This is a genomic window from Saltatorellus ferox (genome assembly GCA_007751475.1).
Taxonomy (GTDB): Bacteria; Planctomycetota; UBA1135; order UBA1135.
Window position 1 is genome coordinate 7,411,018 of record CP036434.1, and the last position, 22,728, is coordinate 7,433,745.

General features: G+C 65.0%; 17 protein-coding genes and 2 pseudogenes. 7 read left to right on the forward strand and 12 right to left on the reverse strand.

Annotated elements, in window-relative coordinates; translation table 11 throughout:
- Positions 1-207: 207 nt before the first annotated feature.
- Positions 208-741 carry a TrmH family RNA methyltransferase gene (locus tag Poly30_RS26860; protein WP_145205215.1) on the reverse strand — a complete coding sequence of 178 codons (534 nt, stop codon included), beginning with the start codon at positions 739-741 and terminating at the stop codon, positions 208-210.
- Positions 742-848: 107 nt separating this feature from the next.
- Here Poly30_RS26860 and Poly30_RS26865 point away from each other — a divergent pair, with 107 nt between their 5' ends.
- Both Poly30_RS26865 and Poly30_RS26870 read left to right on the forward strand, forming a co-directional pair.
- Entirely contained in the window at positions 849-1,241 is a 393-nt protein-coding gene (locus Poly30_RS26865; protein WP_145205218.1) for a hypothetical protein, read from the forward strand.
- A 347-nt stretch (positions 1,242-1,588) separates the two neighbouring features.
- Positions 1,589-3,952: a phosphoketolase family protein gene (locus tag Poly30_RS26870; RefSeq protein ID WP_145205222.1), complete on the forward strand. Its 2,364-nt coding sequence runs from the start codon at positions 1,589-1,591 to the stop codon at positions 3,950-3,952.
- 215 nt (positions 3,953-4,167) lie between these two features.
- Here the strand turns inward: Poly30_RS26870 and Poly30_RS26875 are convergent, their stop codons facing one another.
- The 3 genes from Poly30_RS26875 to Poly30_RS28980 all read right to left on the reverse strand — a co-directional run bounded on the left by Poly30_RS26875 (position 4,168) and on the right by Poly30_RS28980 (position 7,718).
- Positions 4,168-4,710: a biotin/lipoyl-containing protein gene (locus tag Poly30_RS26875; protein WP_419190718.1), complete on the reverse strand. Its 543-nt coding sequence runs from the start codon at positions 4,708-4,710 to the stop codon at positions 4,168-4,170.
- Positions 4,711-4,894: 184 nt separating this feature from the next.
- Positions 4,895-6,313 carry a Gfo/Idh/MocA family oxidoreductase gene (locus tag Poly30_RS26880; RefSeq protein ID WP_419190720.1) on the reverse strand — a complete coding sequence of 473 codons (1,419 nt, stop codon included), beginning with the start codon at positions 6,311-6,313 and terminating at the stop codon, positions 4,895-4,897.
- A 22-nt stretch (positions 6,314-6,335) separates the two neighbouring features.
- Positions 6,336-7,718 (reverse strand): ThuA domain-containing protein, encoded by a 1,383-nt coding sequence (locus Poly30_RS28980; RefSeq protein ID WP_419190721.1) that lies wholly within the window; start codon positions 7,716-7,718, stop codon positions 6,336-6,338.
- A gap of 391 nt (positions 7,719-8,109) precedes the next feature.
- On the opposite strand from Poly30_RS28980, the gene Poly30_RS26890 reads away from it, so the two are divergent.
- A complete protein-coding gene (locus Poly30_RS26890) occupies positions 8,110-9,840 on the forward strand; it encodes a right-handed parallel beta-helix repeat-containing protein (protein WP_419190722.1) in 1,731 nt (576 codons plus the stop codon).
- A gap of 92 nt (positions 9,841-9,932) precedes the next feature.
- Here Poly30_RS26890 and Poly30_RS28985 read toward each other — a convergent pair.
- A pseudogene (locus tag Poly30_RS28985) lies at positions 9,933-10,124 on the reverse strand (transposase); the annotation flags it as partial.
- Positions 10,125-10,134: 10 nt separating this feature from the next.
- Between Poly30_RS28985 and Poly30_RS26900 the strand changes: the two are divergent.
- Positions 10,135-11,646 carry a Kelch repeat-containing protein gene (locus Poly30_RS26900; RefSeq protein ID WP_145205237.1) on the forward strand — a complete coding sequence of 504 codons (1,512 nt, stop codon included), beginning with the start codon at positions 10,135-10,137 and terminating at the stop codon, positions 11,644-11,646.
- 223 nt (positions 11,647-11,869) lie between these two features.
- On the opposite strand, the gene Poly30_RS26905 is transcribed toward Poly30_RS26900, so the two are convergent.
- The gene (locus Poly30_RS26905; RefSeq protein ID WP_145205240.1) at positions 11,870-12,832 is read right to left on the reverse strand and encodes a hypothetical protein; all 963 of its coding nucleotides are present in this window, start codon (positions 12,830-12,832) and stop codon (positions 11,870-11,872) included.
- A 50-nt stretch (positions 12,833-12,882) separates the two neighbouring features.
- On the opposite strand from Poly30_RS26905, the gene Poly30_RS28990 reads away from it, so the two are divergent.
- The 3 genes from Poly30_RS28990 to Poly30_RS26915 all read left to right on the forward strand — a co-directional run bounded on the left by Poly30_RS28990 (position 12,883) and on the right by Poly30_RS26915 (position 15,621).
- The gene (locus Poly30_RS28990) at positions 12,883-13,041 is read left to right on the forward strand and encodes a hypothetical protein (RefSeq protein ID WP_419190723.1); all 159 of its coding nucleotides are present in this window, start codon (positions 12,883-12,885) and stop codon (positions 13,039-13,041) included.
- A gap of 12 nt (positions 13,042-13,053) precedes the next feature.
- On the forward strand, positions 13,054-13,740 hold the full coding sequence (locus Poly30_RS26910) for a ribonuclease H family protein (protein ID WP_419190724.1): 687 nt from the start codon (positions 13,054-13,056) through the stop codon (positions 13,738-13,740).
- Between the two features lie 279 nt (positions 13,741-14,019).
- Positions 14,020-15,621, forward strand: coding sequence for a GNAT family N-acetyltransferase (locus Poly30_RS26915; protein WP_145205243.1), 1,602 nt, complete (start codon positions 14,020-14,022; stop codon positions 15,619-15,621).
- A gap of 142 nt (positions 15,622-15,763) precedes the next feature.
- Here Poly30_RS26915 and Poly30_RS26920 read toward each other — a convergent pair whose 3' ends face one another.
- The 6 genes and pseudogenes from Poly30_RS26920 to Poly30_RS26945 all read right to left on the reverse strand — a co-directional run.
- A complete protein-coding gene (locus tag Poly30_RS26920; protein ID WP_145205246.1) occupies positions 15,764-16,132 on the reverse strand; it encodes a response regulator in 369 nt (122 codons plus the stop codon).
- Positions 16,133-16,177: 45 nt separating this feature from the next.
- Positions 16,178-16,987 (reverse strand): CheR family methyltransferase, encoded by an 810-nt coding sequence (locus tag Poly30_RS26925; RefSeq protein ID WP_145205249.1) that lies wholly within the window; start codon positions 16,985-16,987, stop codon positions 16,178-16,180.
- Positions 16,987-18,252, reverse strand: a complete 1,266-nt coding sequence (cheB, locus tag Poly30_RS26930; RefSeq protein ID WP_145205252.1) for a chemotaxis-specific protein-glutamate methyltransferase CheB — start codon at positions 18,250-18,252, stop codon at positions 16,987-16,989. The genes Poly30_RS26925 and cheB overlap by 1 nt, the downstream gene beginning before the upstream one ends.
- Positions 18,253-18,295: 43 nt before the next feature.
- Positions 18,296-19,684: a methyl-accepting chemotaxis protein gene (locus tag Poly30_RS26935; RefSeq protein WP_145205255.1), complete on the reverse strand. Its 1,389-nt coding sequence runs from the start codon at positions 19,682-19,684 to the stop codon at positions 18,296-18,298.
- Positions 19,685-19,760: 76 nt separating this feature from the next.
- Positions 19,761-20,825: a chemotaxis protein CheW gene (locus Poly30_RS26940; protein WP_419191391.1), complete on the reverse strand. Its 1,065-nt coding sequence runs from the start codon at positions 20,823-20,825 to the stop codon at positions 19,761-19,763.
- A gap of 24 nt (positions 20,826-20,849) precedes the next feature.
- Positions 20,850-22,658, reverse strand: a pseudogene (locus Poly30_RS26945) (chemotaxis protein CheA); the annotation flags it as partial.
- Positions 22,659-22,728: the final 70 nt, after the last annotated feature.

The window sequence follows — 22,728 nt, forward strand, 5'->3', positions numbered from 1 at the left end:
CTCGCATAAGTAGGTGCTCAGGAAAAGGCGGTCCACGCCCAACGAACCCGACACAAACGGACCAGGTCCGTCCGTTCCGGAACAACTGCACCTGGTCCGTTTGTTCCGGAACAAACGGACCAGGTGCGTTTGTATCGGAACGCTCGCGATGGACGCAAACATCGGTTTCGCTGGAGCAGGGTCTGTTTGCCCCGGTACAGCGGTTCATCAGCGCTCGTTCCAGGGCTTGCTCGGTGCCTGAAGTGGTTCCGGGTACTTGCCTTTGATGGGTTTCAGGGACGACCTTCGTGAGCGCTGCAGCTCGTATGTCGCCATGCCGTGGGCGATCGCGACGTTGAGCGAGGCAACGGGGCCGAACTGGGGGATCCGGACGGTGGCGGTGCAGGCCTCGATGAATTTCTCCGAGAGGCCGTCTCGCTCGTTCCCGAGGACGAGCGCCACTCGGTCGGGCCAGACCATCTCGTGGAGCGACGCGGCCCCTGGCCGAATCTCGATGGCCACGGGGCCCCAGTGACCGGCACGGCACCAATCGAAGAACTCCGCGTCCTCCGCCACGTAGGTGATCTCGCACATGGTCTCGAGCTTGCGCGAGAAAGCCTGGGAACTCTTGCGGAAATCCCAGGGGCGCTCATGGCCGACCATCAGGAGCGGGCCGCCGCCCATCGCCACGTGGGTGCGCACGATCGAGCCGACGTTCGTCGGGCTCTTGAGCCCGTGGAGGATCGTGGCGAACTCGTTCATGGGAGCGCGAGCCTGACCGGGTGGTGCCACATTTGCCAGAGAGAAGTGAGGCGCCTGTCCCCCGCCATGGGCGGACGGTGATCGCCCGGAAGAGTAGTCTCTACCCGATGAAAGTCCTCGCACGCGCCACCTGGCTGTTGGGCGCCACCGCCTGCCTCCTGCCCTGGGCCGCCCATGCCATGGGACGGTCCCCCCACCGGCAGCACAGCGACCTGTGGATCGCGCTCGGGCTCTTCGTGCTCGGACTGACCCTCGAACTGCTGCTCGGCCATGGTCCCCGCCGCTTCGCCCGCGCGGTCCTCGGGCTGCTCGCCATCAGCATCGCAGCCGCGAACGTGACCACGCTACGGGAGTCAGCTGCCCACGCCGGGCAGCCCGGCGTCAAGGGATTCCTCGGGGACGCAGACCTTCAACGCCTTGCAGTCTACGCGGCGGTGTCCATGGCGGGCCTGGTCCTGATGATCGTTGCCACCTTGGACCGAAAGCGCCGAGTCAGTTGAAGCCCCGACGCGACGCACAGGGGAAGAACAAGGTGCTGATTCCCTGCAAGACGCCCCGGCAGGCCAGCGAACTCTGAGATCGCATCAACCGGGGGGATCACGACGGCACGGTCCGTGCTTGACGGCAGGCCATCGCGGCCGCCACCGGATTCAGCTTTAGAGTTCGCGGCCATTCCCTCCGCCAGTGTTGGTCCCTGCCTGGTTGAGTTCCCCGGCGACGCGTTCTGGGACACGCACTGGAGGCGGAGATCGTCGCCGCGCGCGAGCCCGAGCCTCCAGCACGGGACCCCGTGGAGTGAAGGCGACCCGGTAGGATGGTTAGAGGAAGAAAGAGAAACGTGAGAACCATGAACAGCAACACACTGACACCGAAGCGCCTCCAGGCGATGGACGCCTACTGGCGTGCCGCCAACTACCTGTCCGTCGGCCAGATCTATCTCTTCGACAATCCACTGCTCAAGAGGCCGCTGGTGATCGACGACGTGAAGCAGATGCTGCTCGGGCACTGGGGCACGACGCCCGGTCAGAACTTCATCTACGTACACCTGAATCGGATCATCCAGGAGTACGACCTCGACATGATCTACGTCAGCGGCCCCGGGCACGGTGGCCCTGCGCTCGTGGCCAACACGTACCTGGAGGGGACCTACAGCGAGATCTATCCAGACATCTCCCGGGACACGGCCGGGCTCCAGAAGCTCTTCCTTCAGTTCTCGTTCCCCGGAGGGATTCCCAGCCACGTCTCGCCGGAGTGCCCGGGCTCGATCCACGAGGGCGGTGAACTCGGCTATTCGCTCAGCCATTCCTTCGGCGCGGTGTTCGACAATCCGGAGCTGATCGTCGCCTGCGTCATCGGCGACGGCGAGGCCGAGACCGGGCCGCTCGCCACGTCATGGCACTCGAACAAGTTCCTGAGCCCGGTCGCGGACGGAGCCGTCCTGCCGATCCTGCACCTCAACGGCTACAAGATCGCCAACCCCACGCTGCTCGACCGGATCCCGCACGAGGAGCTGGAGCAGCTGCTCCGCGGCTACGGCTGGGCACCGCTCTTCGTCGAGGGAGATCAGCCCGAGCGGATGCACGAGGCGATGGCGACGGCCCTCGATGCGGCCATCGAGAAGATCCGGGCGATCCAGGATGCCGCTCGCTTGCACGGTGACGTCGCGCCCGCGCGCTGGCCGATGATCGTTCTGAAGTCGCCCAAGGGCTGGACCGGCCCGAAGTTCGTGGACGGCCTTCCGGTGGAAGGCACGTTCAGGGCGCACCAGGTTCCGCTTCATCCGCGAGCCCACCCCGGGCATCTCCAGCTGCTCGAGGACTGGCTCCGGAGCTACCGGCCGGAGGAGCTCTTCGACGAACAAGGGCAGCTGATGCCGGAGCTGGCGGAACTCGCACCCAGGGGTCAGCGACGCATGGGCGCCAACCCGCACGCTAACGGCGGCCAGCTGCTACAGGACCTGCAGATGCCGAACTTCCGCGACTACGGGGCCGACGTTCCCGAGCCCGGCGTGATCGGGATCGGGGACACGCGCGTGCTGGCGCCCTTCCTTCGCGACGTGGCGAAGCGCAACCTGGACCAGCGCAACTTCCGGATCTTCGGGCCAGACGAGACGATCTCCAACGGCCTCGCCGCGGTCTTCGAGACCACGGACCGTCAATGGGAGGCCGCCACTCAGCCGAACGACGAGTTTCTGGCGCGGACCGGCCGCGTGTTCGACTCGATGCTCAGCGAGCACCAGTGCGAGGGCTGGCTCGAGGGCTACCTGCTCACGGGCCGACACGGGGTCTTCAACTGCTACGAGGCCTTCATCCACATCGTCGGCTCGATGTTCAACCAGCACGCCAAGTGGCTCAGCGTCTCGGCCGGCCTGCCGTGGCGGCACAAGATCGCCTCGCTGAACTACCTCCTGTCCTCGCACGTCTGGCGCCAGGACCACAACGGTCTCACGCACCAGGACCCTGGCTTCGTCGACGTCGTCATGAACAAGAAGGCGGGCGTCGTGCGAGCGTACTTCCCGCCGGACGCCAACTGCCTGCTTTCGGTGATGGACCACTGCCTGCGCAGCCGGCACTACGTGAACCTGGTCATCGCGGGCAAGCATCCGGCGCCGCACTGGCTGACCATCGAGGACGCCGCCGCGCACTGCGCCGCCGGGATCGGCATCTGGGACTGGGCTTCGAACGACGGAGGCGCCGTTCCGGACGTGGTCATGGCCTGCTGCGGCGATGTCCCGACGCTGGAAACGCTCGCCGCCGTGTCGATCATGCGCGAGCACCTTTCACACCTGAAGGTCCGCGTGGTCAACGTGGTCGACCTCATGAGGCTGCAGCCGTCGTCCGAACACCCGCACGGCCTCAGCGACGCGGACTTCGACGAGCTCTTCACGAAGGACCGGCCGGTGATCTTCGCTTTCCACGCCTATCCGTGGCTGATCCACCGCCTCACTTACCGCCGGACGAACCACCAGAACCTGCACGTCCGCGGATACAAGGAAGAGGGGACGATCACCACCCCCTTCGACATGACGGTCCTCAATGACCTCGACCGCTTCCACCTCGTCATGGACACCATCGATCGGGTGCCCGAGGTGGGCGCTGCAGGCACCGCGCTGAAGGAGCACCTTCAAGCGAAGTTGATCGAGCACCGGGAGTACATCGAAAGGAACGGCCGAGACATGCCTGAGGTTCGTGACTGGAGGTGGCGCTCCTGATCAATGAACCCACGGCCGGAGGTCTTCGTAAGAATGACCAGGGCCGACCACGACGCAAAGCTACAAACGCAGGGCGGCACGATCCGTTGGCCTGCATGATTCGCGAGCTGAAACTGCCAGGATCCACGCTCGCGGCGTTGCGCCGAACCCCAATGGGATCCAACCATGGGGGGGGGGCGGTGAGTGTCAAGGTAGTTGTCGCCCAGTCGTTGAGATCAGGCCGCTGGAGCCTCCTGGGGGGTGGTCAACGGGAGGCTGTCGGGCTCGAGCTCGCACAGGACGGTATCGATCGGAACCTCCCGACCGGCCGGTACCAGCAGCTCACAGATTCGTCCCGCCCTGTCCGCCGGAAATTCGAGGGTCGCAGCGTCATACTGCACGTGCGCGATCGGCTGCGTCTCCGTCACGATCGCGCCGGGTTCAACCATCCAACGTACTACCGCTACGCTCCGACTGCCGTCTCCCTGGGCAGCAGCGACGAGCTGGAGACGGCCTTCTGGGGCTGGACGCCAAATCGGCCTGCCGCCACCCCTGAACACCGGTCCTCGTTGCTCGTCCAGTTCCTTCTTCAGGAGCTTCAGGCGTTTCATGGCGCGGAGCCGTGAGTACTCACTGGAGACCTGATCGGCCGTTGGCTCCATCAACCGGTCCACGAGGTGATTCACCACCATGACCGCGACGAGCCATGGCCAGGCCCGATCGTCGCCCGAGGTGGTGAAGATCAAGGCGACCGCCGCCAGGAAGAGCAGTGGCTGCACCCACTTCCTGATGAAATCTCGCTTCCGGGCCTGAGGCAGGTCCAATCGGAGCGACTGGATCGCGGCTTCCAACTCGTCGAGCGTCCAATCCACTGAGTCGTCTTGTTCGTCCATGGTGAGCCACGTTGGGGCCGGGGAACGAATTCGTCAACCCGACGCTCCATGATGGTGCCGGATGCGCTCGCTACACCATCCGATAGTACTGCTCCCAGCCGTCGCGCGGCGGCGGGCCGTCCAGGAGGGCATTCGCCCGGTCGTTGCCGATGAACCGTTCCGTCTTGCGGTCGAAGTTCAGTTCCTCTGCGAGGCGCTGGCATATGACGCCGAGCAGCAGCGTCTTGGTCAGGTCGCCTCCCACACGGAAAGGGGATCGCGTGCGACCCTCGCCCATGCAGGCCGCGATGAAGCTCTCTGCGTGGTTGAGGCTCGGGCTCTCGACTTCGAGTGCCTTCTCGTGCTCCTTGGCCCGGGAAGCAGGAATCACGCTGGAGTTGCCCCAATGGGAGCCGCGCGTGATGGCGTACTCGCCGTCCGCCCGGTACAGGACCGTGCCGGCTCCCCCGAGGTCGGGCTCCTTCAGGCTGCCGTCCGGTTGCTTCTCCTTGAACGAGTCCGGAATCCTGGGGAGGTAGTCCGCGCCGTCGCGCCAGGTCAAGTCCAGGGCCGGGTGTGCACCGCGCGCTGGGAACTTCATCTTCAGGTGCGAGCTCAGCGGGAAGAGGACATCGTTGGCATCCTCGATGCGGAGCGGTGTGAGCTGGGTCGGCTGACCTAGCTCGAGGAACTCATGGACGAAGTCGATGATGTGCGCCCCCCAGTCGCCCAGCATTCCGTTGCCGTAGAGCCAGAAAGCCCGCCAGTCGAAGGGATGGTACTTCGAGCTGAAGGGCTTCTTCTCCGCAGGCCCGCACCACAGATCCCAGTCGAGGGTCTCGGGGACCGTCTCTCCCTTCGGGTACTGGGAGAAACGCTCGGCAGCGTTCATGAAGAAGAGGCCGGGCGACTTCCAGGCTTCGACGGCAGTGATGTCGTGGATGACCCCTTGCTCGACCATCCTCGCGAACTGGAGATAGGCGCCCGAGCTGTGGCCTTGATTGCCCATCTGGGTAACCACCCCGAACTTCTTCTCGGCCCGCATCAGCATGTCTGCCTCGCGGTAGGAATGCGTCAGAGGCTTCTCGACGTAGACGTGCTTGCCCATCGACATGGCGAGCATCGCGGCCGGAAAATGCGTGTGATCCGGCGTGACGACGCTCACGGCGTCGATGTCATCGCCCATCTCTTCCAGCATCACCCGGAAGTCCGTGAACCGGCGCACATCGGGGTACTTCTCGAGGTTGTCCTGGACCCCATTGGCGCTGAAGTCGACGTCGCAGAACGCTACCGGCTGCGCCTTCCCGTTGGCGCAAAGCTCAGGCACGACGCGAGCGGCCCGTCCGCCCACGCCGATCACGCCCAGGTTGATCCTCCTGCTCGGCGGAACCTTGCCGTCCTGGGCGCGGGCACCGGTGATGAGGTAGGGCGGGAGGATGGTGAGGCCGGCGGTCGCCACGGCTGACTTCTTCAGGAAGTCACGGCGAGTGCGTTGGTTTCTTGGGGACATGATGATTCTCGTCGGAGGGGGGCTAACGCGGCAGAAGCCAGATGTTTCGGTATCGCACCGCATGTCCGTGATCTTGGAGCATGATGGGGCCGATGCCGGGTTCGCCGCCCATGCCAGCCGCGGTGGGGGAATCCACTTCGACGTCATCGTGGATGCGCACCCCGTTGTGCCAGACACTCATGCGGGATTTGGCCATTTTCGTGACCTCCTCGGAGACGCTGGGCGGTGTGAACTCGATGTCGTAGCTTTGCCATCGGCCGGCCGGGCGGCTCGCGTTGACCACGGGGATGTGCTTCCCGTAGATGGCCCCGCAGTCCCCCGCTCGGAGAGTCAGGCCGTAGGAATCGAGGACCTGGACCTCGTAGCGCCCCTGGACGTAGACGCCGCTGTTGCCGCGGTCCTGCCAGCCGTTGGTGGTTGGAGTGATCGGTACGAAGAACTCGACATGGAGCAGGAAGGGGCCGCCGTACTCCTTGCGTGTGACGATGTCGCCGGAACGGGAGGAGACCATGGCGCCATCCTCGATCTTCCATCCGGCCACCTGGTCGCCCGACTTTTGCTTCCAGCCGTCGAGGTTGGTGCCGTCGAAGAGGACTTGGGCGCCGGCGGGCGCCGGAATGGACTCGCTCGGTGCCGCCACAGCCCATTCGATGCCGGCCATCAGGTGCTCCTGGAAGCGCGGGTCGCTCCATACGTCCTCGCGGTGGCCCAGGGCCGTGTAAAACATCGCTCCCTCGCCATAGTCCTTGCACCAGGCCAGCGCGTAATCACCGTCCTTGCGGCGGCCCTTCTGGATGTCGTCGATCGAGTCCGGGTCGAGCGTCATCAATACGCGCAGCGGGTAACGACGGAAGTTCTCGAACTGGTAGATCTCGTCGGTGATCTTGAAGCTCGAGCCCAGGTGCGCCACCGCCGGGTGCCCGGACTCCTCGACGCGCACTCCCACCTCCTTGTGCCACGGGTGACCGGCGAAAGCGCCTCCCACCATGTCCATGTAGCCGGGGAACTCGTAGAAAGTGTCTGTCGCGCTATGGCTGCCCGCGAAAGCTCCGCCGGCGCGGATCCAGTCGAGCAGCGCTTGCTGGCCGCTCTTCGGAATGGGGAGCTCGCCGGTGGTGTAGAACAGCACCGCGTCGAAGCGCTTCAGGTTCTCCGCGTTGATGTCGCCGCAGTCCTGGGTCGCGGTGATCGTCATCCGACCCTTGGCGGCCTCCGTCAACTGCACTTCCGCGTAGGCCAGCCTGGCCTGGGTCGCCCGGCGTACCACCGAGTGGGTGAATCCAGCCGAGTGCGTGAGGAAGAGCACGCGGCAAGGTTCAGGGAGGGGCTCGGGGGCTTGCTGCGCGGCGGCCGAGGTCGGCGATAGGGCAGCCAATGCCGCGAGTAGGAGAGCGGTACGGTGCATGGGATGCATCGTACCGGATCTTCCTTACGGCTCCTCTCTCCCGGCGACAGGTAGAACTTCCAAGCGGGGTGTCGACACGCCAGTCGCCGAAGCCTGGGGCCCGATTCTTGGCTATCCCCATCCCCACGCGGGCAGCGGAGAAGATCCTCCGAGACAACCCGCTTCAAGAGATCTGGCCAGCGGATGGTTCTCTGGCCTTTGCCTTTCGCGACACGCTCCCGAGGTACAGGCCGGGTCCTGGGAGCTGATAGCAGCCCCTCCTTGCGCGAAGATGGGCGATCCAGGCTCCATTCGGGGGCCGCTGGCCTGGCCGCGCCCCTCGGGTCAGCATGATCTGGCGGGAGGCATTAGGATGCACCCCACCCATCCACTGCTTCCCGCGGTATTCAAGATGCGCCTATCACCTCCGGTCCTCGCTTCTCTCGCCTTCCTCTCCCTCGCTAGCGCCTCCGAGGCGCAGACGATTTTCGTCGACGCAGACCTCACGACGGGCTCCGGCGACGGAACCAGCTGGGCCAACGCGTTCCAGGGGGAGAACGGCCTCCATTCAGCGCTCAACTCAGGCCTGCTCTTCACCGACATCTACGTGGCTGGCGGCCGCTACCGTACCCACACTGGGAGTGCACGGGGCGTGTCGTTCGACCTCGTCGGGGAGGTCAAGCTCTTCGGCGGATTTGCGGGTGGAGAGACGGATCCGGACCAGCGCCCCCCCTTCGGCTCGAATCCGTCGATCCTCACCGGCGATCTCCTGGACAACGATGTGATCGGGGCCCCGACCACCTTGGCTGACAATGCCTACCACGTCGTCCGGGCGGCCGGGCAAGGGACGGTCGCCGAACTCGATGGATTCACCATCCAGGGCGGAAACGCCAACGGCTTCACGAGTTTCCGCAACGACGGTGGCGGGATTTTCGTGGAAGACGCGGCGCAACTCACCGTTCGCAACTGCCGCCTCGAACAGCTACACGCCCGGCGATTCGGCGGCGGTGTGCATGGCCTGTCCGGCACGCTCCATCTCCTGGACACGCACTTCGAAGGGTGCACAGCTGGGGACCGCGGAGGCGCGGTCTCCGCCACGTTCGGCCCGGAGCTCCGCCTCGAGCGCTGCGTGATCAAGGACTGCCGAGCTTCCGGTGGCGGTGGCCTCGCGATGGTCGAAACCGAGGACACGCTGGTCACCGACACCGTGTTCGTCGACAACCACGCCACGGGTGCTTCGAGCGGCGGAGGTTTGTACCTCGCCGGAGCGGTCAGGGTGCACATCACCGGCTGCACCATCGCCGAGAACGAATCGACGTTCCCCAACATCTCCGCCGTGGGAATCCACGTGGCCGGGCCATGGACGACGGTGCGCAACTCGATCCTCTGGGGCAATGAAGGCGCGGGCGGTGGGTCTACCTCCGCCTATCAGATCACGAACGGCGTCGACGTCGAGTACTGCATCGTCGAAGGTGGCTTCGTGGGAACCGGCTGTTCAGGCGCGGACCCCCTGTTCGTGGACCTTCCGAACCGAGACCTTCGCCTGACCGCGTCGTCGCCGGCCATCGACGCGGGCCATCCAGACGCAATCGCTAGCCACCACGTGCGCGCCGACGTCGAGCACCGTCGCCGCGAGGTGGACGACCCCTCGACGCCGAACGCCGCGCCGGGCTTCGCACCCCACCCGGACCTCGGCGCCTACGAGCGGTCGAGTACCATCGGGTCCGTCGTGTGCTGGACCAACGCGAGCGCATTCGGGCGCCCTGCGATCCTCGACGCCACCGGATCCGTTCGGGTCGTCGACCAGGACCTGACGCTCACGGCCCGTCTGCTTCCGATCAACGCCTTTGGCTTTTTCCTGGCCAGCCGCGCGAGCTCGTTCGTTCGCAACCCGGGGATCAGCTTCGGGAACCTCTGCCTGGGGGGCGCGATCGGGCGATTCCTTGGGCCGGGTCAGATCATGAACTCCGGCCCCATGGGCGTCATTCAGCTCGACGTACCACTTGGCGCCATCCCCACTCCCGCAGGACTCGTGGCCACCACCGCCGGTGAGTCATGGTTCTTCCAGGCGTGGTTCCGCGAATCGGCCACCGGCGCTCCCGCGTCCAACTTCACGGACGCGGTGCGGATCCGGTTCGAGTGAACGGTGCCGCCGTCATGGCGAGCTGGTCGTGGCGCTTTTGGAGGAATCGATCGGGGCCGTGACCCTTGCCGAACGGCCTGAGCGACTGCATCGCGCATTTGCACGAGACGTCGACGGACCTCGTTCTCGTCCGCCTCGGTCAGGCGCATCTCGGAGTCGCCCTTGCAAGACTGTCCTCGCCTGGAAACGAGCCCGAGGTAGCCCCCAAAGTCGCGCCCACGCTCGATGCGCTGGGGGTCCTCGATGGTGAGAATGACGCGCAGAACCGAACCGACGGAGTACACTCAGCGAGTCATGAATGCACTCGCGCTCGCTCTCGCTCTCGTACCCCAATCCGTCGTTCAAGTCCTCCCGACCCCTCCGGGCCCAGGCGCAGGCTATTTCGGCACGGGCGTCTCGCTCGATGGGCACCAGCTCGCCATCACTGCCACGACCCGCCATGCGGGCCATTTCGGCCCGGGACGTGTCCACCTCTACGACCTGGGTCCGAATGGGTGGTCCCTCTCCGCCTCGTTGGCCCAGGGGTTCGGAAGCTCGTCGAGTGGATACGCAAGCGCAGTCCATCTGCGCGGAGACCAGCTCATCGTCGGCGACTTCCAGGCGAGCCAGAACACCGGGGTCGTGGAGATCTTCGATCGAGTTGGCGGAGCATGGCAGCCCACGCTGTTGCTCAATGACGGGCTGGTAGGAGACGATCACTTCGGATGCGCTCTCGATCGCGACGGCTCGGTTCTCGCCGTAGGTGCACGATTGGAAGGCAGTCTTGCTTACCGCCAAGGCGCCGTGCACGTGTACGAGAACACAGCGACCGGTTGGGCCAGCGTGGACGTGCTTCATCCCACTCAAGCTCCAACCCGAGCCTTCTTTGGTTTTGACGTCGCGGTCCGTGGCGACCGGATCGCCGCGAGTGGCCCGGGGTACTACATCTTCGCCTCGTCGTTCGGAATTGCGCAGACGTTTCGCCGCGGCGCCGCGGGCGGCTGGGCGCTCGAGCATGACCTTACTCCGCCTGATGGAACCTACGGGAGCTTTGGTGTATCCATCGAGCTTGACGATCAGTTCGCGTACGTCGGCTCGGCGCGAAAGCAGGAGCCAGGGCGGGCCCGTGGCACCGTGGACGTCTTTGACCTTGCGACCGGCCAGCACGTCGAACGACTCACAGCACCGGTCGAGTCGCAGTCCAATGGGTTTGGCATCCATATCTCCGTCGACGGCGACCTCCTCGTTGCCGGGGGACTCGACCCATGGGCTCCGTCTGGTGGAGGGCGCGTGAGCGCGTTCGAACGCACGAGCCAGGGGTGGACGTGGATCCAGAGCATCAGCGAAGCGGATGGCCTGGGAACGGCGATCGACCTCGAAAACGGTCTCGTTGTGATCGGGGACGCGCAGTTTGCGTCGGCCGGTCCGAGTCAGGCTCACGTTGCGCTGATGGGTCCCGCAATCCAGAGCGCCTGCGCAGGTGCCCAGGGCCAGCCCTTGGTCGCAACAGGCGCACTCTCTCCCACCTGGTCTCAGCTCGAGCTAGAGGCCACATCCCTGTCCCCTTCCGCCTTCTGCTTTCTGGTCGCCGGGAGTCCAAGCGCGAACCTTCCGACGGTCTACGGCCCACTCTGCATCGGAGGCACGATCCGGCGCCTAGGAGTCCTCCAAGCGGATGTGGCAGGCGCGGTGTCGACGAGCCTTAACGGATCTGAACCCGGCCTCATCGGCTTCCAACCGGGCGACTCCATCGGGTTCCAGCTTCTGCAGCGCGCGCCTACCGGGGCGATTCTGGGTCCGGCTGTCGTGGCGACGCGGTATCTCTGAGCGCAGGGCGCTGCAGCTTCGCTACACGCTCAGCAAGATCGGAAACGCCGAGTCCGGGGAGTGCCACGAAGTCCTTGACGAACTCATGGCCGTACCGCTCGCCGGGTGGGACGATGGAAGCGGCCGAGACCCTCTCCAGAATGCGCTGAGGGGAAGGTCCTCAGCCGCAGGACGGGGCTGGTCGCCTCCGCGGTCCCGCGGTCCAAGTGTTGAGCCGAAGTCTTCAGTCACGGATCCAGTTCTCGCGGTCGTCAAGGCCCTCGGGGTACTTCTCCTGGGAGTAGAGGGGCGTCCAGTCGTCCAGGAGACCGTCGCGGTTACGGTCCATCAGTATGAGCGATGTGAGCTTGCCCTTGCTGAAGGAGATGTCGGTCATGAGTGTCAGGATGTAGCAATGGCCGCACGCCTTGTGATCCCCCCAGTACCGCGCTCCATTCCACGCTCGATCCAGGCCGGGCCAGGGCGCGACCGCTCCGATCGCTTCCGTCGGGCTCAACATCACGGTGGACCGGCCGGTGCGCAGGTCAAGCTCGCGAACGTCCGTCTCCGGGTAGGTGAAGATCCACGCTCGATCGTCGCCGATCGCGCCGCCGGTCCAGATCGCCTGGGCCACGCCGTAGTTGAGGTCGTGCCCGTGCGCCGGGATGCGCACTCGCTCCAGGACCTCTGGCTCCGAAAGCGTCGGCTCGCCCGACTCATCGTCGATCAGCTTGGGTTCCCCGAAGGTCCAGACCTCGTAGATCGGCCGGCGGCTGGATTCGTCCAGCCCGCCGATCAGGAGGCGTCCACCTGGACGGCACGCGATGGACGCCGCGGGAAAGCCCACCTCGTAGCGCGTGAGAGGCTGGCGCTCTGGATCGCCGAACAAAACCGATGGGTCCTCGCCGTGCGTCCAGAGAATGGAGACCTCGCCCATGGTCGCGCGAAGGCTCGCTGACATCCTGACAGGCTCGGCTTCACCTTCCAGTACGAAAGACGCTGCGCTGCGTCTTCCCATGCTCATTCGATAGGCGCCAAAGGGAAGCACGGGCTCGAGGCGCGGTGCCTCCGGCGACTCGAGCCGGAGACGCTGCGTGCTCAGGCTCTCGACCGAGTCCACGCGATCTCGCACGGGCTCCTGGAGGCAGGGGAAGCTGAGAACTCCGGCACACGCGGTCAAGGCCGTCCATTGAAGGTGATGTCCCATGCTGGCTCGAGCCTAGCCGAATTTGCACGGGCACGCCCTCATGGGACGCCTTGCCAGATCCACTCGAGACGGTCATCGCCGAGCACGCCGCCTTTTTCGAGCGTCCGGTGCGCGCGCTCGTCCCGGGAACCCGGATGGCTGCTCTCCGCGGTCCCGCGACGGTCACGGACGCGGGGAGACGCTGGGTCGAGGGTGGTGCTCCCGAGTAACCTCTTGGCCCCATGCCAGACTTCCAGTGCCAGACCTGCTCCGCGTCGTTCTCCGTCTCCCAGTCCGCCCTCGACAAGTACCCCGGCTGGAAGCCGAGGTTCTGCCGCGAGCACTCGCCGAAGAAGGTCGCCTCGGGCGGCTCCGCGCGATCGAGTTCACGCCGCGGAGGCGCGCGGCGGGGCGGCTCTTTCGGTGGAGGCGCCCCGAGAGCCGTCGAGGAGAACCTCACGCTCGCCCAGGTGATGGAGCGATACACGCAGGGTCCCGCGGACGGCGTCTTCACCGACGGCAGCTCCGTGCCCAACCCGGGCCCGGGCGGCTGGGGCGCGGTCTGGGTCCGCGCCGGCGAGGTCGTCGAGCACCGCCACGGGAAGTCGCCGAAGACCACGAACAACCGCATGGAGCTGACGGCGCTGATCGAGGCGTTCCGGCTCCTCCCCGAGGACGCGACGGAGACGATCTTCACGGACAGCCGCCTCTGCGTCGACACCATCACGAAGTGGGCGCCGAACTGGAAGGCTCGCGGCTGGAAGAAGAAGACCGGCGAGATCAAGAACCTGGAACTCGTCCAGGAGCTGCTCGCGCTGTACGAGGCGCACCCGGACTGCAAGCTGGAGTGGATCGCCGCGCACTCGGGGAACCGCTGGAACGAGTACGCGGACAGTCTGTCGACGGCGTGGATGCGCGACACTCTTTAGTAGGCGGCAGCAACTTGGTCCGCGGTACGGACTGGGCGGCGGCTTCCTCGGGGGGTCGTCGTCCCCCACTCAGCTCGATCGTGCTCCGATCGAACGCTGTTTCGTCCCCCCCTTGATCCGTGGAACTGCCAGATCCATCGGATCATGATCGCCGCGGATCTTATCCTCTTCGCTCCAGCGCCCGTGGGGAGCTTCTTCCCCCGGAGTCGGCCACCTGCACGTCACAGGCCAACCCAACCCTCCGACGATACCTCCCCTGCCGATGGGGAGTGGCCACCGATGACCCACCTCCCTACCACCTCCCCCGACGAACCGGATTCGACCGACCCCATCCAGCTTGCGGACTTCGAAAAGAAGATCATCCTGCGGCCCCTGGAGATCGAGGACTTCGACGCGCTGATCGCCATGCAGGCCGCCTGTTTCCCCGGGATGGAGACCTGGGGCATCGAGCAGATCCAGAGCCAGCTCAAGATGTTCCCGGCCGGTCAGATGGTCGTCGTCTACCAGGGCGAGGTCGTCGCGTCCGCCGGGTCGCTCATCGTGGACTCGGACGTCGTCGCTGACTGGCACGACTGGCGCATCGTCGCCGACGCGGGCTACATCCGGAACCACACCGACAGCGGCGACACGCTCTACGGCATCGAGATCATGGTGCACCCGCGCTTCCGCGGCCTGCGCCTGGCGAGGCGACTCTACGAGGCGCGCAAGGACCTCGTTCGCCAGCTCGATCTGGCGCGCATCATCATCGGCGGCCGCATCCCCGGCTACGGTGAGAAAGCCGACGAGATGTCCGCGCGTGAGTACGTCGAGCGCGTGACCGAACGCGGCCTCTACGATCCCGTCCTCACCACCCAGGTCGCCAACGGTTTCGTGCTCCGCCAGCTCATCCCGGACTACTTCCCTTCCGATCACGCGTCACGGGGCTACGCCACCCACCTCGAGTGGACGAACCTGGAGTACGTCGCGGACAAGAACCGTCGCTGGGCCCACGTCGCGCCCGCCCGCATCGCCGCCGTGCAGTATCTGATGCGGCACCTCGATTCCTGGGAGGAGTTCTGCCAGCAGTGCGAATACTTCATCGACGCGGCCGCCGACGCGAAGTCGGACTTCGTTCTGTTCCCGGAGCTCATGACGACGCAGCTGCTCGCGCTCCAGACGGTGAAGCGCCCGGCGGGCGCCGTCCGTGAACTGGCCGAGTGGACGCCCCAGTACCTCGACTTCTTCACCCGGATGTCGATCAAGTACAACGTCAACATCATCGGGGGGAGTCAGTTCACGCTGACCGACGATCGACTGCAGAACGTCGCCTACCTCTTCCGTCGGGACGGTACGATCGAGCGCCAGGCGAAGATCCATCCGACGCCTGCGGAGGTTCGCTGGTGGGGCGTAGAAGGCGGGGACGAGATCCACGTCTTCGAGACCGACCGGGGCAAGGTCGCCATCCTCGTCTGCTACGACGTCGAGTTCCCGGAGATCGCGCGGATCGCGGCCGGCATGGGTGCCCAGATTCTCTTCGTCCCGTTCAACACGGATAACCGTGAGGGCTATCTGCGGGTCCGCTACTGCGCCCAGGCACGCGCGATCGAGAACTCGGTCTACGTCGCCATCTCGGGGTGCGCGGGCAATCTACCGTTCGTGGACAACGCGGATACACACTACGCCCAAAGCGGCATCTACACGCCCCTCGACTACGCGTTCGCTCGCGACGGCATCGCGGGCGAGTGCACGCCGAACATCGAGACGCTCGTGATCCACGACGTGGACCTGGAAGTCCTCCGGCGCCAAAGCCACCAGGGAACCATCAAGGTCTGGGAGGATCGGCGCAGCGACCTCTACAGCGTGACCTACCGACGGGAAGGTCAGGACGACGTCGTGATCTGACGGGACCGCGCCCACGCACCCGCCCTCGGTCCTCCAGAGCTTTTGCCCCCTGAAGGGGCGACTGAAAAGACATGGACTCGAGGCGCATCCGCGTCGTCGGATACGCCTCGAACCATGGGGTCCCTGCCAGTCGACGAATGCCTCAGGGCATCCCGACGCCCGCGCTCTGGAGAATCTCTGCGAGTGCGTTCTTCTCGAACGGTTTGGGCAGGTAGCCGATGGCGCCCGCTTCCAGCGCGCTGGCAATCCGCTCCTTCTTGGTTTCATCGGTGACGATGATCGCCGGGATCAGCTTCCAATCGGGGTGCGCCTGAAGCGTCCGGATCACCTGGGTGCCGTTCATACCTGGCATGTTCCAGTCGACCAGGCAGAGATCGCAGGCCGCGTCGGTCAGCATCTCGAGGAGCTTGGGGCCGTCCTCCGCGGTCTGCACGTCGAAGCCAAAGTCCGTGAGGAGCTTGGCGAGGATCATTCGAGTGGCCTTGGAGTCGTCGGTGACAATGGCTTTCATGTCAGTGCTGGGGGGTGGCAAGAGGGAGTAGACGGGCGAAGGGCCTCACGCGGCCTTGCGAAAAACGTTGGCGTTTGGACCGAAGGCCCGCTCGTATCCATCGGAACGCGGCTTCTCCGCCGTCCCGAGCAAGAGAAACCCATCAGGTGCGAGCACCCGAGTGATCCCTTGGAAGATCTTCTCGCGCGTCGGCTCGTCGAAGTAGATGAGCACGTTGCGAAGAAGAACGAGATCCTGGGTCTCCACACCAACCAGCGGCTGGATCAGGTTGACTTCCCTCACGTGGAGTAGATCGCGGATCTCTCGCTTGGCCTGCCACCCGCTCTCCGTTCTATCGAAGTAGCGCTGGCGGAGCTCCGGAGGCATCCCACGCCCCATCTCGTTCTCCGTGAAGGTGGCGGCCCGGCAGCGCGCAACCATCGCCGGCGAGACGTCCGTGGCCAGGATTCTCACGTCCCAGTTTCGAAGCTCGGGGAAGTGCTCGGCCATCAAGATGGCCAGGCTCACCGCCTCCTGCCCGCTGGAGCAAGCCGCACTCCAGATACGTAGCTTCCGTAGTTGGCGTCGCGCATCGAGCAGTCCTGGGAATACCTCCCTGGCCAGCTGCTGGAACGGCGCCGAGTCGCGAAAGAAGGACGTCTCGTTCGTCGTCATCGCATCGATGACCTGTGGCAAGAGGCGTCGCGCACCCGATCCCCTGAGCGCGTTGCAGAGCTCGTGCAGGTCCTTCATCCCCTCGACCCGAAGCAACGGATTGAGCCTCGACTGAAGGAGGTAGCTCTTCGAGACGTCCAGCTGAATGCCGGTGCTCGATCGAACGAGCTCGATGAGAAAGTGAAGGTCTTGATCGTGCATCACGCGACCCTCCCGTTCGTGCGTCCGGCAAGGACGTGCTCCACGGTGCGCGGACCGACCTCTGATAGTGGCAGGACCTCGTTGGCGAGGCCGGCCTTCGCGATGGCCCCCGGCATGCCCCAGACGACGCTGGTCGGTTCATCCTGAACGATGACCAGCCCGCCGGTCTCGCGAATGCACTCCGCTCCGACCAGCCCGTCCTGCCCCATCCCGGTGAGCATGACCGCCAATAGGTTCCTCGGAACCGCGGCAGCCGCGGAACGAAACAGAACGTCGACCGCTGGCCGGCAGCTGTTCTCCGGCTCGTTCTCGGTGAGCTTTGCCGTGAGGTGCGGCCCGTCACGATGGACCTCGAGGTGTTTCCCTCCAGGCGCGATCAGGACGACCCCTGCCTCGAGCCGTTCTCCCTCCGTCGCCTCCCGGACCGTGATCGCACACTGCGAGTCCAATCGAGCGGCGAGCTGCGCCGTGAAGCCGATCGGCATGTGCTGCACGATGGCGACCGGGATCGGAAAATTGGCCGGTAGGTCCTGAATCATCTGCCGCAGCGCCTCGGGGCCTCCGGTGGACGCGCCCACGACGAGGATGCTAAAACGACGTGAGTCACGCTGAAACGCGGCTGGTCTGGCACCGGCAGACAGACGAGGCAACGCAGCTGGCGGCGACGGATTCGTCCCGTTCGATTGGGTTGGTCCGTTCTTCCCGGGGCTCCTGTCGAGATCCCCGAGAACCGGCGTGACTGCCTTCGACCCGGAGCCGGTTGCCGACGACCGGGGCCGAACTGGACGCGCTACCTCACCCGCAGGCCCGTCGCCGCCTCCATCGCGCGAGCGTACTCTGACCCTTTGCCCCAGGTCGTAGATCGTACTGACGAGCCAGTCCTTGAGGCCCTCGATGCCTCCGCCCGCCCCGTTGCCCTTTGGCATCATCCGGCAGATCAGACGTCGCGCGACTCTCTTCTCCAGCTCCTCGACCTCTTCCTGGGCAGCGCCCGTATAGACGACGACGCCCATCTGCGTACCCAGCTCATAGAGCCGCATCAAGACCTCGCGCCCGTCGATCTCAGGCATCTCCAGATCGAGGATCAGCACATCGACCCGCTCGCGAATCGCGATCTCGACGGCCTGCTTGCCGTCCGCCAGCTCCGCCACGAGCTCGAGACCTTCCTCCCGGGAAATGACGCGCTCGATGAGCCGTCGAGTCACAGGAGAGTCATCGACCACCATCACGCGAAGTGGTGGTCCGGTCTCGATCGTGGGTTTCATGGTCTGAAAGGCGTTGGCGGATCAACAGGTCGGAAGTTTCGAATCAATAGGAGAACTCGGATACCAGGCTGGTCAGCTCGGCGGCCATCCGGGCCAGCTCTGACGAGGCACCCTGGACCTCCACGGCTCCCGTCGCGTTCTCGCTCGAACTCTGCGAGACGGCGGAGAGGCTCTCCACGATCTCCGAGGTACCGACACTCGCATCCGCGATGTTCTTGGCCATCTCGTTGGTCGTCGCCGTCTGCTCTTCGACAGCGCTGGCGATGGTCCCCTGGATGTCGTTGATCTTCCCGATGATGACGCTGATGCCGTCGATGGCGGAGACGGCCTCGCGCGTATCCGATTGGATCGTCTCGATCCGACTGGCGATGTCCTCGGTGGCCCGGGCCGTTTCCTTGGCAAGTTCCTTCACCTCATTGGCCACCACCGCGAAGCCCTTGCCGGCGTCGCCAGCGCGTGCGGCTTCGATCGTCGCGTTCAGTGCCAGGAGGTTGGTTTGCTGCGCGATCGAGGTGATCACCTTGATGACCTGACCGATCTCCGCGCTGCTCTCCCCGAGCTTGCCGACAGTCTCGTTAGTGGACTGAGCCAAGCTCACGGCGTCATTGGCGACGCGCGAGGCGTTCTCCGCGTTCTTCGCGATCTCACGGATGCTGGCCGTCATCTGCTCAGTGCCTGCCGCAAAGGTCTGAACGCTCTCGGACAGCGTGCGCGCCGCGCCCGTCAGGTCCGCGGTGGCCGCCGTGGCCGTGGTCGAGTTGCGCTTGAGCTGATCGCTCGTTGCCGACATCTCTTCCGCCGCGCTCGCCAGAAGCGACGAGTTGCCCGCGATCAGACTGATGTGACCCCGGAGGCGTTCGAGGAAGAGATCGAGGCTGGCTGCGACCTGACCGATGGCCCCGTCTTCCTCCATCTCGATCTGGTTCGTGAGGTCACCGGCGGCAGCCTTCGAGACGACCTCGAGTACGCGTGCTACCTGGCCCTCCAGGATCGCGGCGGCTGTGACCTGCTTGGCGCGCTCGTTCTCCAGCTCCTCCTGCTGTCGAACGTGATTCGTCACGATCGCCCAGCTCACGATCGGCCCTTCGTAGGCTCCATCTTCGCCGTAGACCGCGGACAGTTTGAGATCCAGAACCTCGTCCCCGAGGTAGATGCGGGTCTCGTACGGCATCCGACCGTCATCCTTGATCATTCCGCGCTGACGCGAGGGCACCTTGTGAAAGACGTCCATCGAAGCTCCCAGGATGTCTTCGGGCTGGATCGGAATCAGGTGGGAGATCAGCCGAAGCGTCTCGATCGAGCGCTCGTTGGCGTAGATGATCGTCCCCTCGATATCCGCCACGAGGATGTTGATCGGCACACTCCCCACGACAGACTCGAGGAGGGCGAGACGGTGAGCGTCAGCTTTCGGATGGTTGGATGTGGTAGCCATGGCCTGCGTGATGAGGGGAAGAGTGTGCGTGGGAGACAGGGCGGCAAGCGTTGCGGCTCTCGCTTCGGAGGATGAATCAGACACGAGCCAGCGCCTGCGACTGTGCGACGAGCGCGTGGAGCTGGTCCACGTCGAGCTGGATGAGGATGTCGCTCTGGAGCTTGAAGACACCCGAGGCGACCCGCCGCTGGACCGACGAGATGGTCGAAGGGCAAGGTTCGAAGAGCGCTCGCGGGAGATCCAGGACTTCACCGACCTCGTCCACGAGCATGCTGAAGCTGCCCTGTGAAGAGCGGAGAACCACGTTCATGCGATCGGGCACTTCGGCTCCCTTGCCGAGGCTCGTCCGTGCGCTTCGAGCGCGCGCCATCCGTTCCGCTTCGGGAATACCGAGCAGAACGCCGAGGTCGACCGACAACACGGTGTCGCCGCGCAGATTCAGGAGACCCTCGACCTCAGGCGGGCTCAGTGGAATGGGCGTTCGCTGGAGCGGCATGAGAACTTCTTGCACGTCCAGCACGTCGATTCCGTAGAGCGTCTTCCCCAGTCGGAACGTGCAGAGTTGCGTGACCTCCGGTGCCACCTGCAACGACTCCTCGGGAGGCGCTTGACCGCGGTTCGTAGGGGTTCCGTCCGCATGAAGCTCGGGTCCTCCCAACGCTCCAAAGGAGGCAGCCAGCCAGACTTCATCGATCACCTCGGTGACACGGCCGCCGACGACGAGGACGGACGCAATCGCGGAGTCGGGTGAAGGATGGGGCTTCTCGTTCGCGCTGACCTCGATGATATCGAGGACGTCATCGACGACGAGGCCGTAAGAAGTCCCACCGTTGGAGCGAACGATGGTCTTCCAGACGCGGCGATCTGGATCCGTCGAGCTAGCAGCTCCCATGGCCTGCCCAACGTCGATGAGCTGAAGCAGCTCACCTCGATACTGGATGAAGCGGAGCGTACCCGCCTTCTCGACCGTGGCCGACTCCACCTCTTCGAGTCGATCGACCTGGCTGAGTTCCATGGCCACCCTGCGGTCCCCGCCGACGGACGCGACGAGGTACTCGATCGGATCCTTGCAATCCGCCGTACTCCGGGCATGTTCGGCGGCGCCTTGACGCGCGGCGCGCCTGAGTTCATCCTCCGACATGAGCTGGGCTCGCTGCCCGAGCCCTGTAATATCGAGGATGAGCGCCACCTGTCCGTCCGCCAGGATCGTGGTGCCGGCGTAGGCCTGCAGCGACTTGACCACGCGATCGAGCGGCTTGACGACGATCTCCTCGGACTCGTAGATGCCGTCGACGACGAGGCCGAAGGATCGCCCCGATGCCTGCACCACCACGATGCTGCACTCCTGTTCTTAGTTCGTGGACTCGGTGCCGAGCTGCTCGTTCAGGTCGACGAGATGCAGGAGGTCGCCGCGAAGGCGGAAGACACGCTGCCCGAAGACTTCTTCGATGCCGACCGCAGACTCAGGGCCAACGCGGAGCAGTTCGACCAGGTTGGCCTGCGGGATCGCATAGCGATTTCCACCGGAGTGAACGGTTAGAGCCGGAATGATCGCGAGAGTGAGCGGAATACGAACCACCACGGCGGTCCCGGAGCCCATCTCGCTTTCGATCTCGACGGTGCCGCCGACGCATTCGAGGTTGCGTTTGACGACGTCCATACCCACCCCGCGGCCCGAGATGCTCGTGACCTGCTCCGCCGTGGAGAAGCCGGGCATGAACAGGATGTCGAGGGCAGCACGGTCGTCCATGCGAACGGCTTCCATCGCGGTGATGAGACCGCGCTCGACCGCCTTTGCCTTGATGATCTCGGGGTCGATCCCGCGACCGTTGTCGCGAACCACGATGTTGACCTGTCCCGACTCGTGGAACGCGGAGAGGGTCAGTGTGGCGATCCGAGGCTTGCCCTTGGCTTCACGCTGATCTGGCTTCTCGATGCCGTGATCCAGGGAGTTGCGAACCAGGTGGGTGAGAGGGTCCTTGATGGCCTCGAGGAGCGTCTTGTCGACCTCCGTATCCGAGCCGATCATCTTCAGCTCGACCTCCTTCTCGAGCTGCATCGACATGCCACGTACGACCCGAGGCAGCTTGCTCCAGAGGGTGCCGATGGGCTGCATCCGGATCTTCATGATCCCTTCTTGCAGCTCGGTCGTGATGCGGCTGAGTCGCTGGGCGGTCGCGTGGGCTGCGCTATCCTCGGTGTCGGAGGAGTTCTGGACGACCTGGTTGCGGGCGAGAACTAGCTCACCGGCGAGGTTCATGAGAGCATCGAGCTGGTCGACCCGAAGTCGGATACTGCTTTCGCTTGCGCTCTTCGCCGCTTGAGCACCGGACGATTCGGTGATGTCGGCGTCGGCCTTGGTGGCGCTCTCAGGCTTCTTCGCAACGACGGGAAAGGCGGACGACGCCTTGGTCGTGACAGGCTTCTTCTTGGCGGGTGTCGGGCTGTCGATGGCCTCGGGAACCGGCGCGGCGCCCTCGAGGTCGCCTTCGGAGGACGGGGGCTCCACAGAAGGAGCTTCTTCCTCGGCGACAACCGCAGCTTCGAGATCGGGCGTGGATGCAGCCTCCATCGTCTCCGCGGTGGCCTGATCCAGGCTCTCGTGGAGCCGAGCTACGAGCGACCCGAAGTCGCCCGCATCGGTGTGGGACCCTGAGTCCTGGATCGTCCCCAGCAGAGATCTGATCGCGTCGTTCATCTCCAAGAGCGTCGTGATGAGCCCCTTGTCGAGCGCGATCTCTCCCTCGCGAAGCGCGTCCAGAAGGTTCTCCCCCGCGTGCGCCACGCTCTCCAGCACGCTGAACTCGAGGAAGCCGCAGGCCCCCTTCATCGAGTGGATCGTGCGGAAGATGCTCTGGAGCGTCTGTTCGTCCTCGGGATCCGCCTCTAGCTTCAGAAGCTCTGCGTCCACGAGGTCGAGGCCTTCCAGGCTCTCGACGACGAACTCTCTGACGATTTCATCTAGCTCACTCATGGGGATCTCCGACGCCAGCTTCAGGGCTCCGAAGGAGGGCCTGCGTCTGGCTGGGGTGCTGTCTTCAGAA

What these genes read in the sequence shown, in the direction of transcription:
- Poly30_RS26860 (WP_145205215.1), bottom strand. Translation starts at nt 741, where the DNA reads ATGAACGAGTTCGCCACGATCCTCCACGGGCTCAAGAGCCCGACGAAC.
- Poly30_RS26865 (WP_145205218.1), top strand. Translation starts at nt 849, where the DNA reads ATGAAAGTCCTCGCACGCGCCACCTGGCTGTTGGGCGCCACCGCCTGC.
- Poly30_RS26870 (WP_145205222.1), top strand. Translation starts at nt 1,589, where the DNA reads ATGAACAGCAACACACTGACACCGAAGCGCCTCCAGGCGATGGACGCC.
- Poly30_RS26880 (WP_419190720.1), bottom strand. Translation starts at nt 6,313, where the DNA reads ATGTCCCCAAGAAACCAACGCACTCGCCGTGACTTCCTGAAGAAGTCA.
- Poly30_RS28980 (WP_419190721.1), bottom strand. Translation starts at nt 7,718, where the DNA reads ATGCACCGTACCGCTCTCCTACTCGCGGCATTGGCTGCCCTATCGCCG.
- Poly30_RS26890 (WP_419190722.1), top strand. Translation starts at nt 8,110, where the DNA reads ATGCGCCTATCACCTCCGGTCCTCGCTTCTCTCGCCTTCCTCTCCCTC.
- Poly30_RS26900 (WP_145205237.1), top strand. Translation starts at nt 10,135, where the DNA reads ATGAATGCACTCGCGCTCGCTCTCGCTCTCGTACCCCAATCCGTCGTT.
- Poly30_RS26905 (WP_145205240.1), bottom strand. Translation starts at nt 12,832, where the DNA reads ATGGGACATCACCTTCAATGGACGGCCTTGACCGCGTGTGCCGGAGTT.
- Poly30_RS26910 (WP_419190724.1), top strand. Translation starts at nt 13,054, where the DNA reads ATGCCAGACTTCCAGTGCCAGACCTGCTCCGCGTCGTTCTCCGTCTCC.
- Poly30_RS26915 (WP_145205243.1), top strand. Translation starts at nt 14,020, where the DNA reads ATGACCCACCTCCCTACCACCTCCCCCGACGAACCGGATTCGACCGAC.
- Poly30_RS26920 (WP_145205246.1), bottom strand. Translation starts at nt 16,132, where the DNA reads ATGAAAGCCATTGTCACCGACGACTCCAAGGCCACTCGAATGATCCTC.
- Poly30_RS26925 (WP_145205249.1), bottom strand. Translation starts at nt 16,987, where the DNA reads ATGCACGATCAAGACCTTCACTTTCTCATCGAGCTCGTTCGATCGAGC.
- cheB (WP_145205252.1), bottom strand. Translation starts at nt 18,252, where the DNA reads ATGAAACCCACGATCGAGACCGGACCACCACTTCGCGTGATGGTGGTC.
- Poly30_RS26935 (WP_145205255.1), bottom strand. Translation starts at nt 19,684, where the DNA reads ATGGCTACCACATCCAACCATCCGAAAGCTGACGCTCACCGTCTCGCC.
- Poly30_RS26940 (WP_419191391.1), bottom strand. Translation starts at nt 20,825, where the DNA reads ATGTCGGAGGATGAACTCAGGCGCGCCGCGCGTCAAGGCGCCGCCGAA.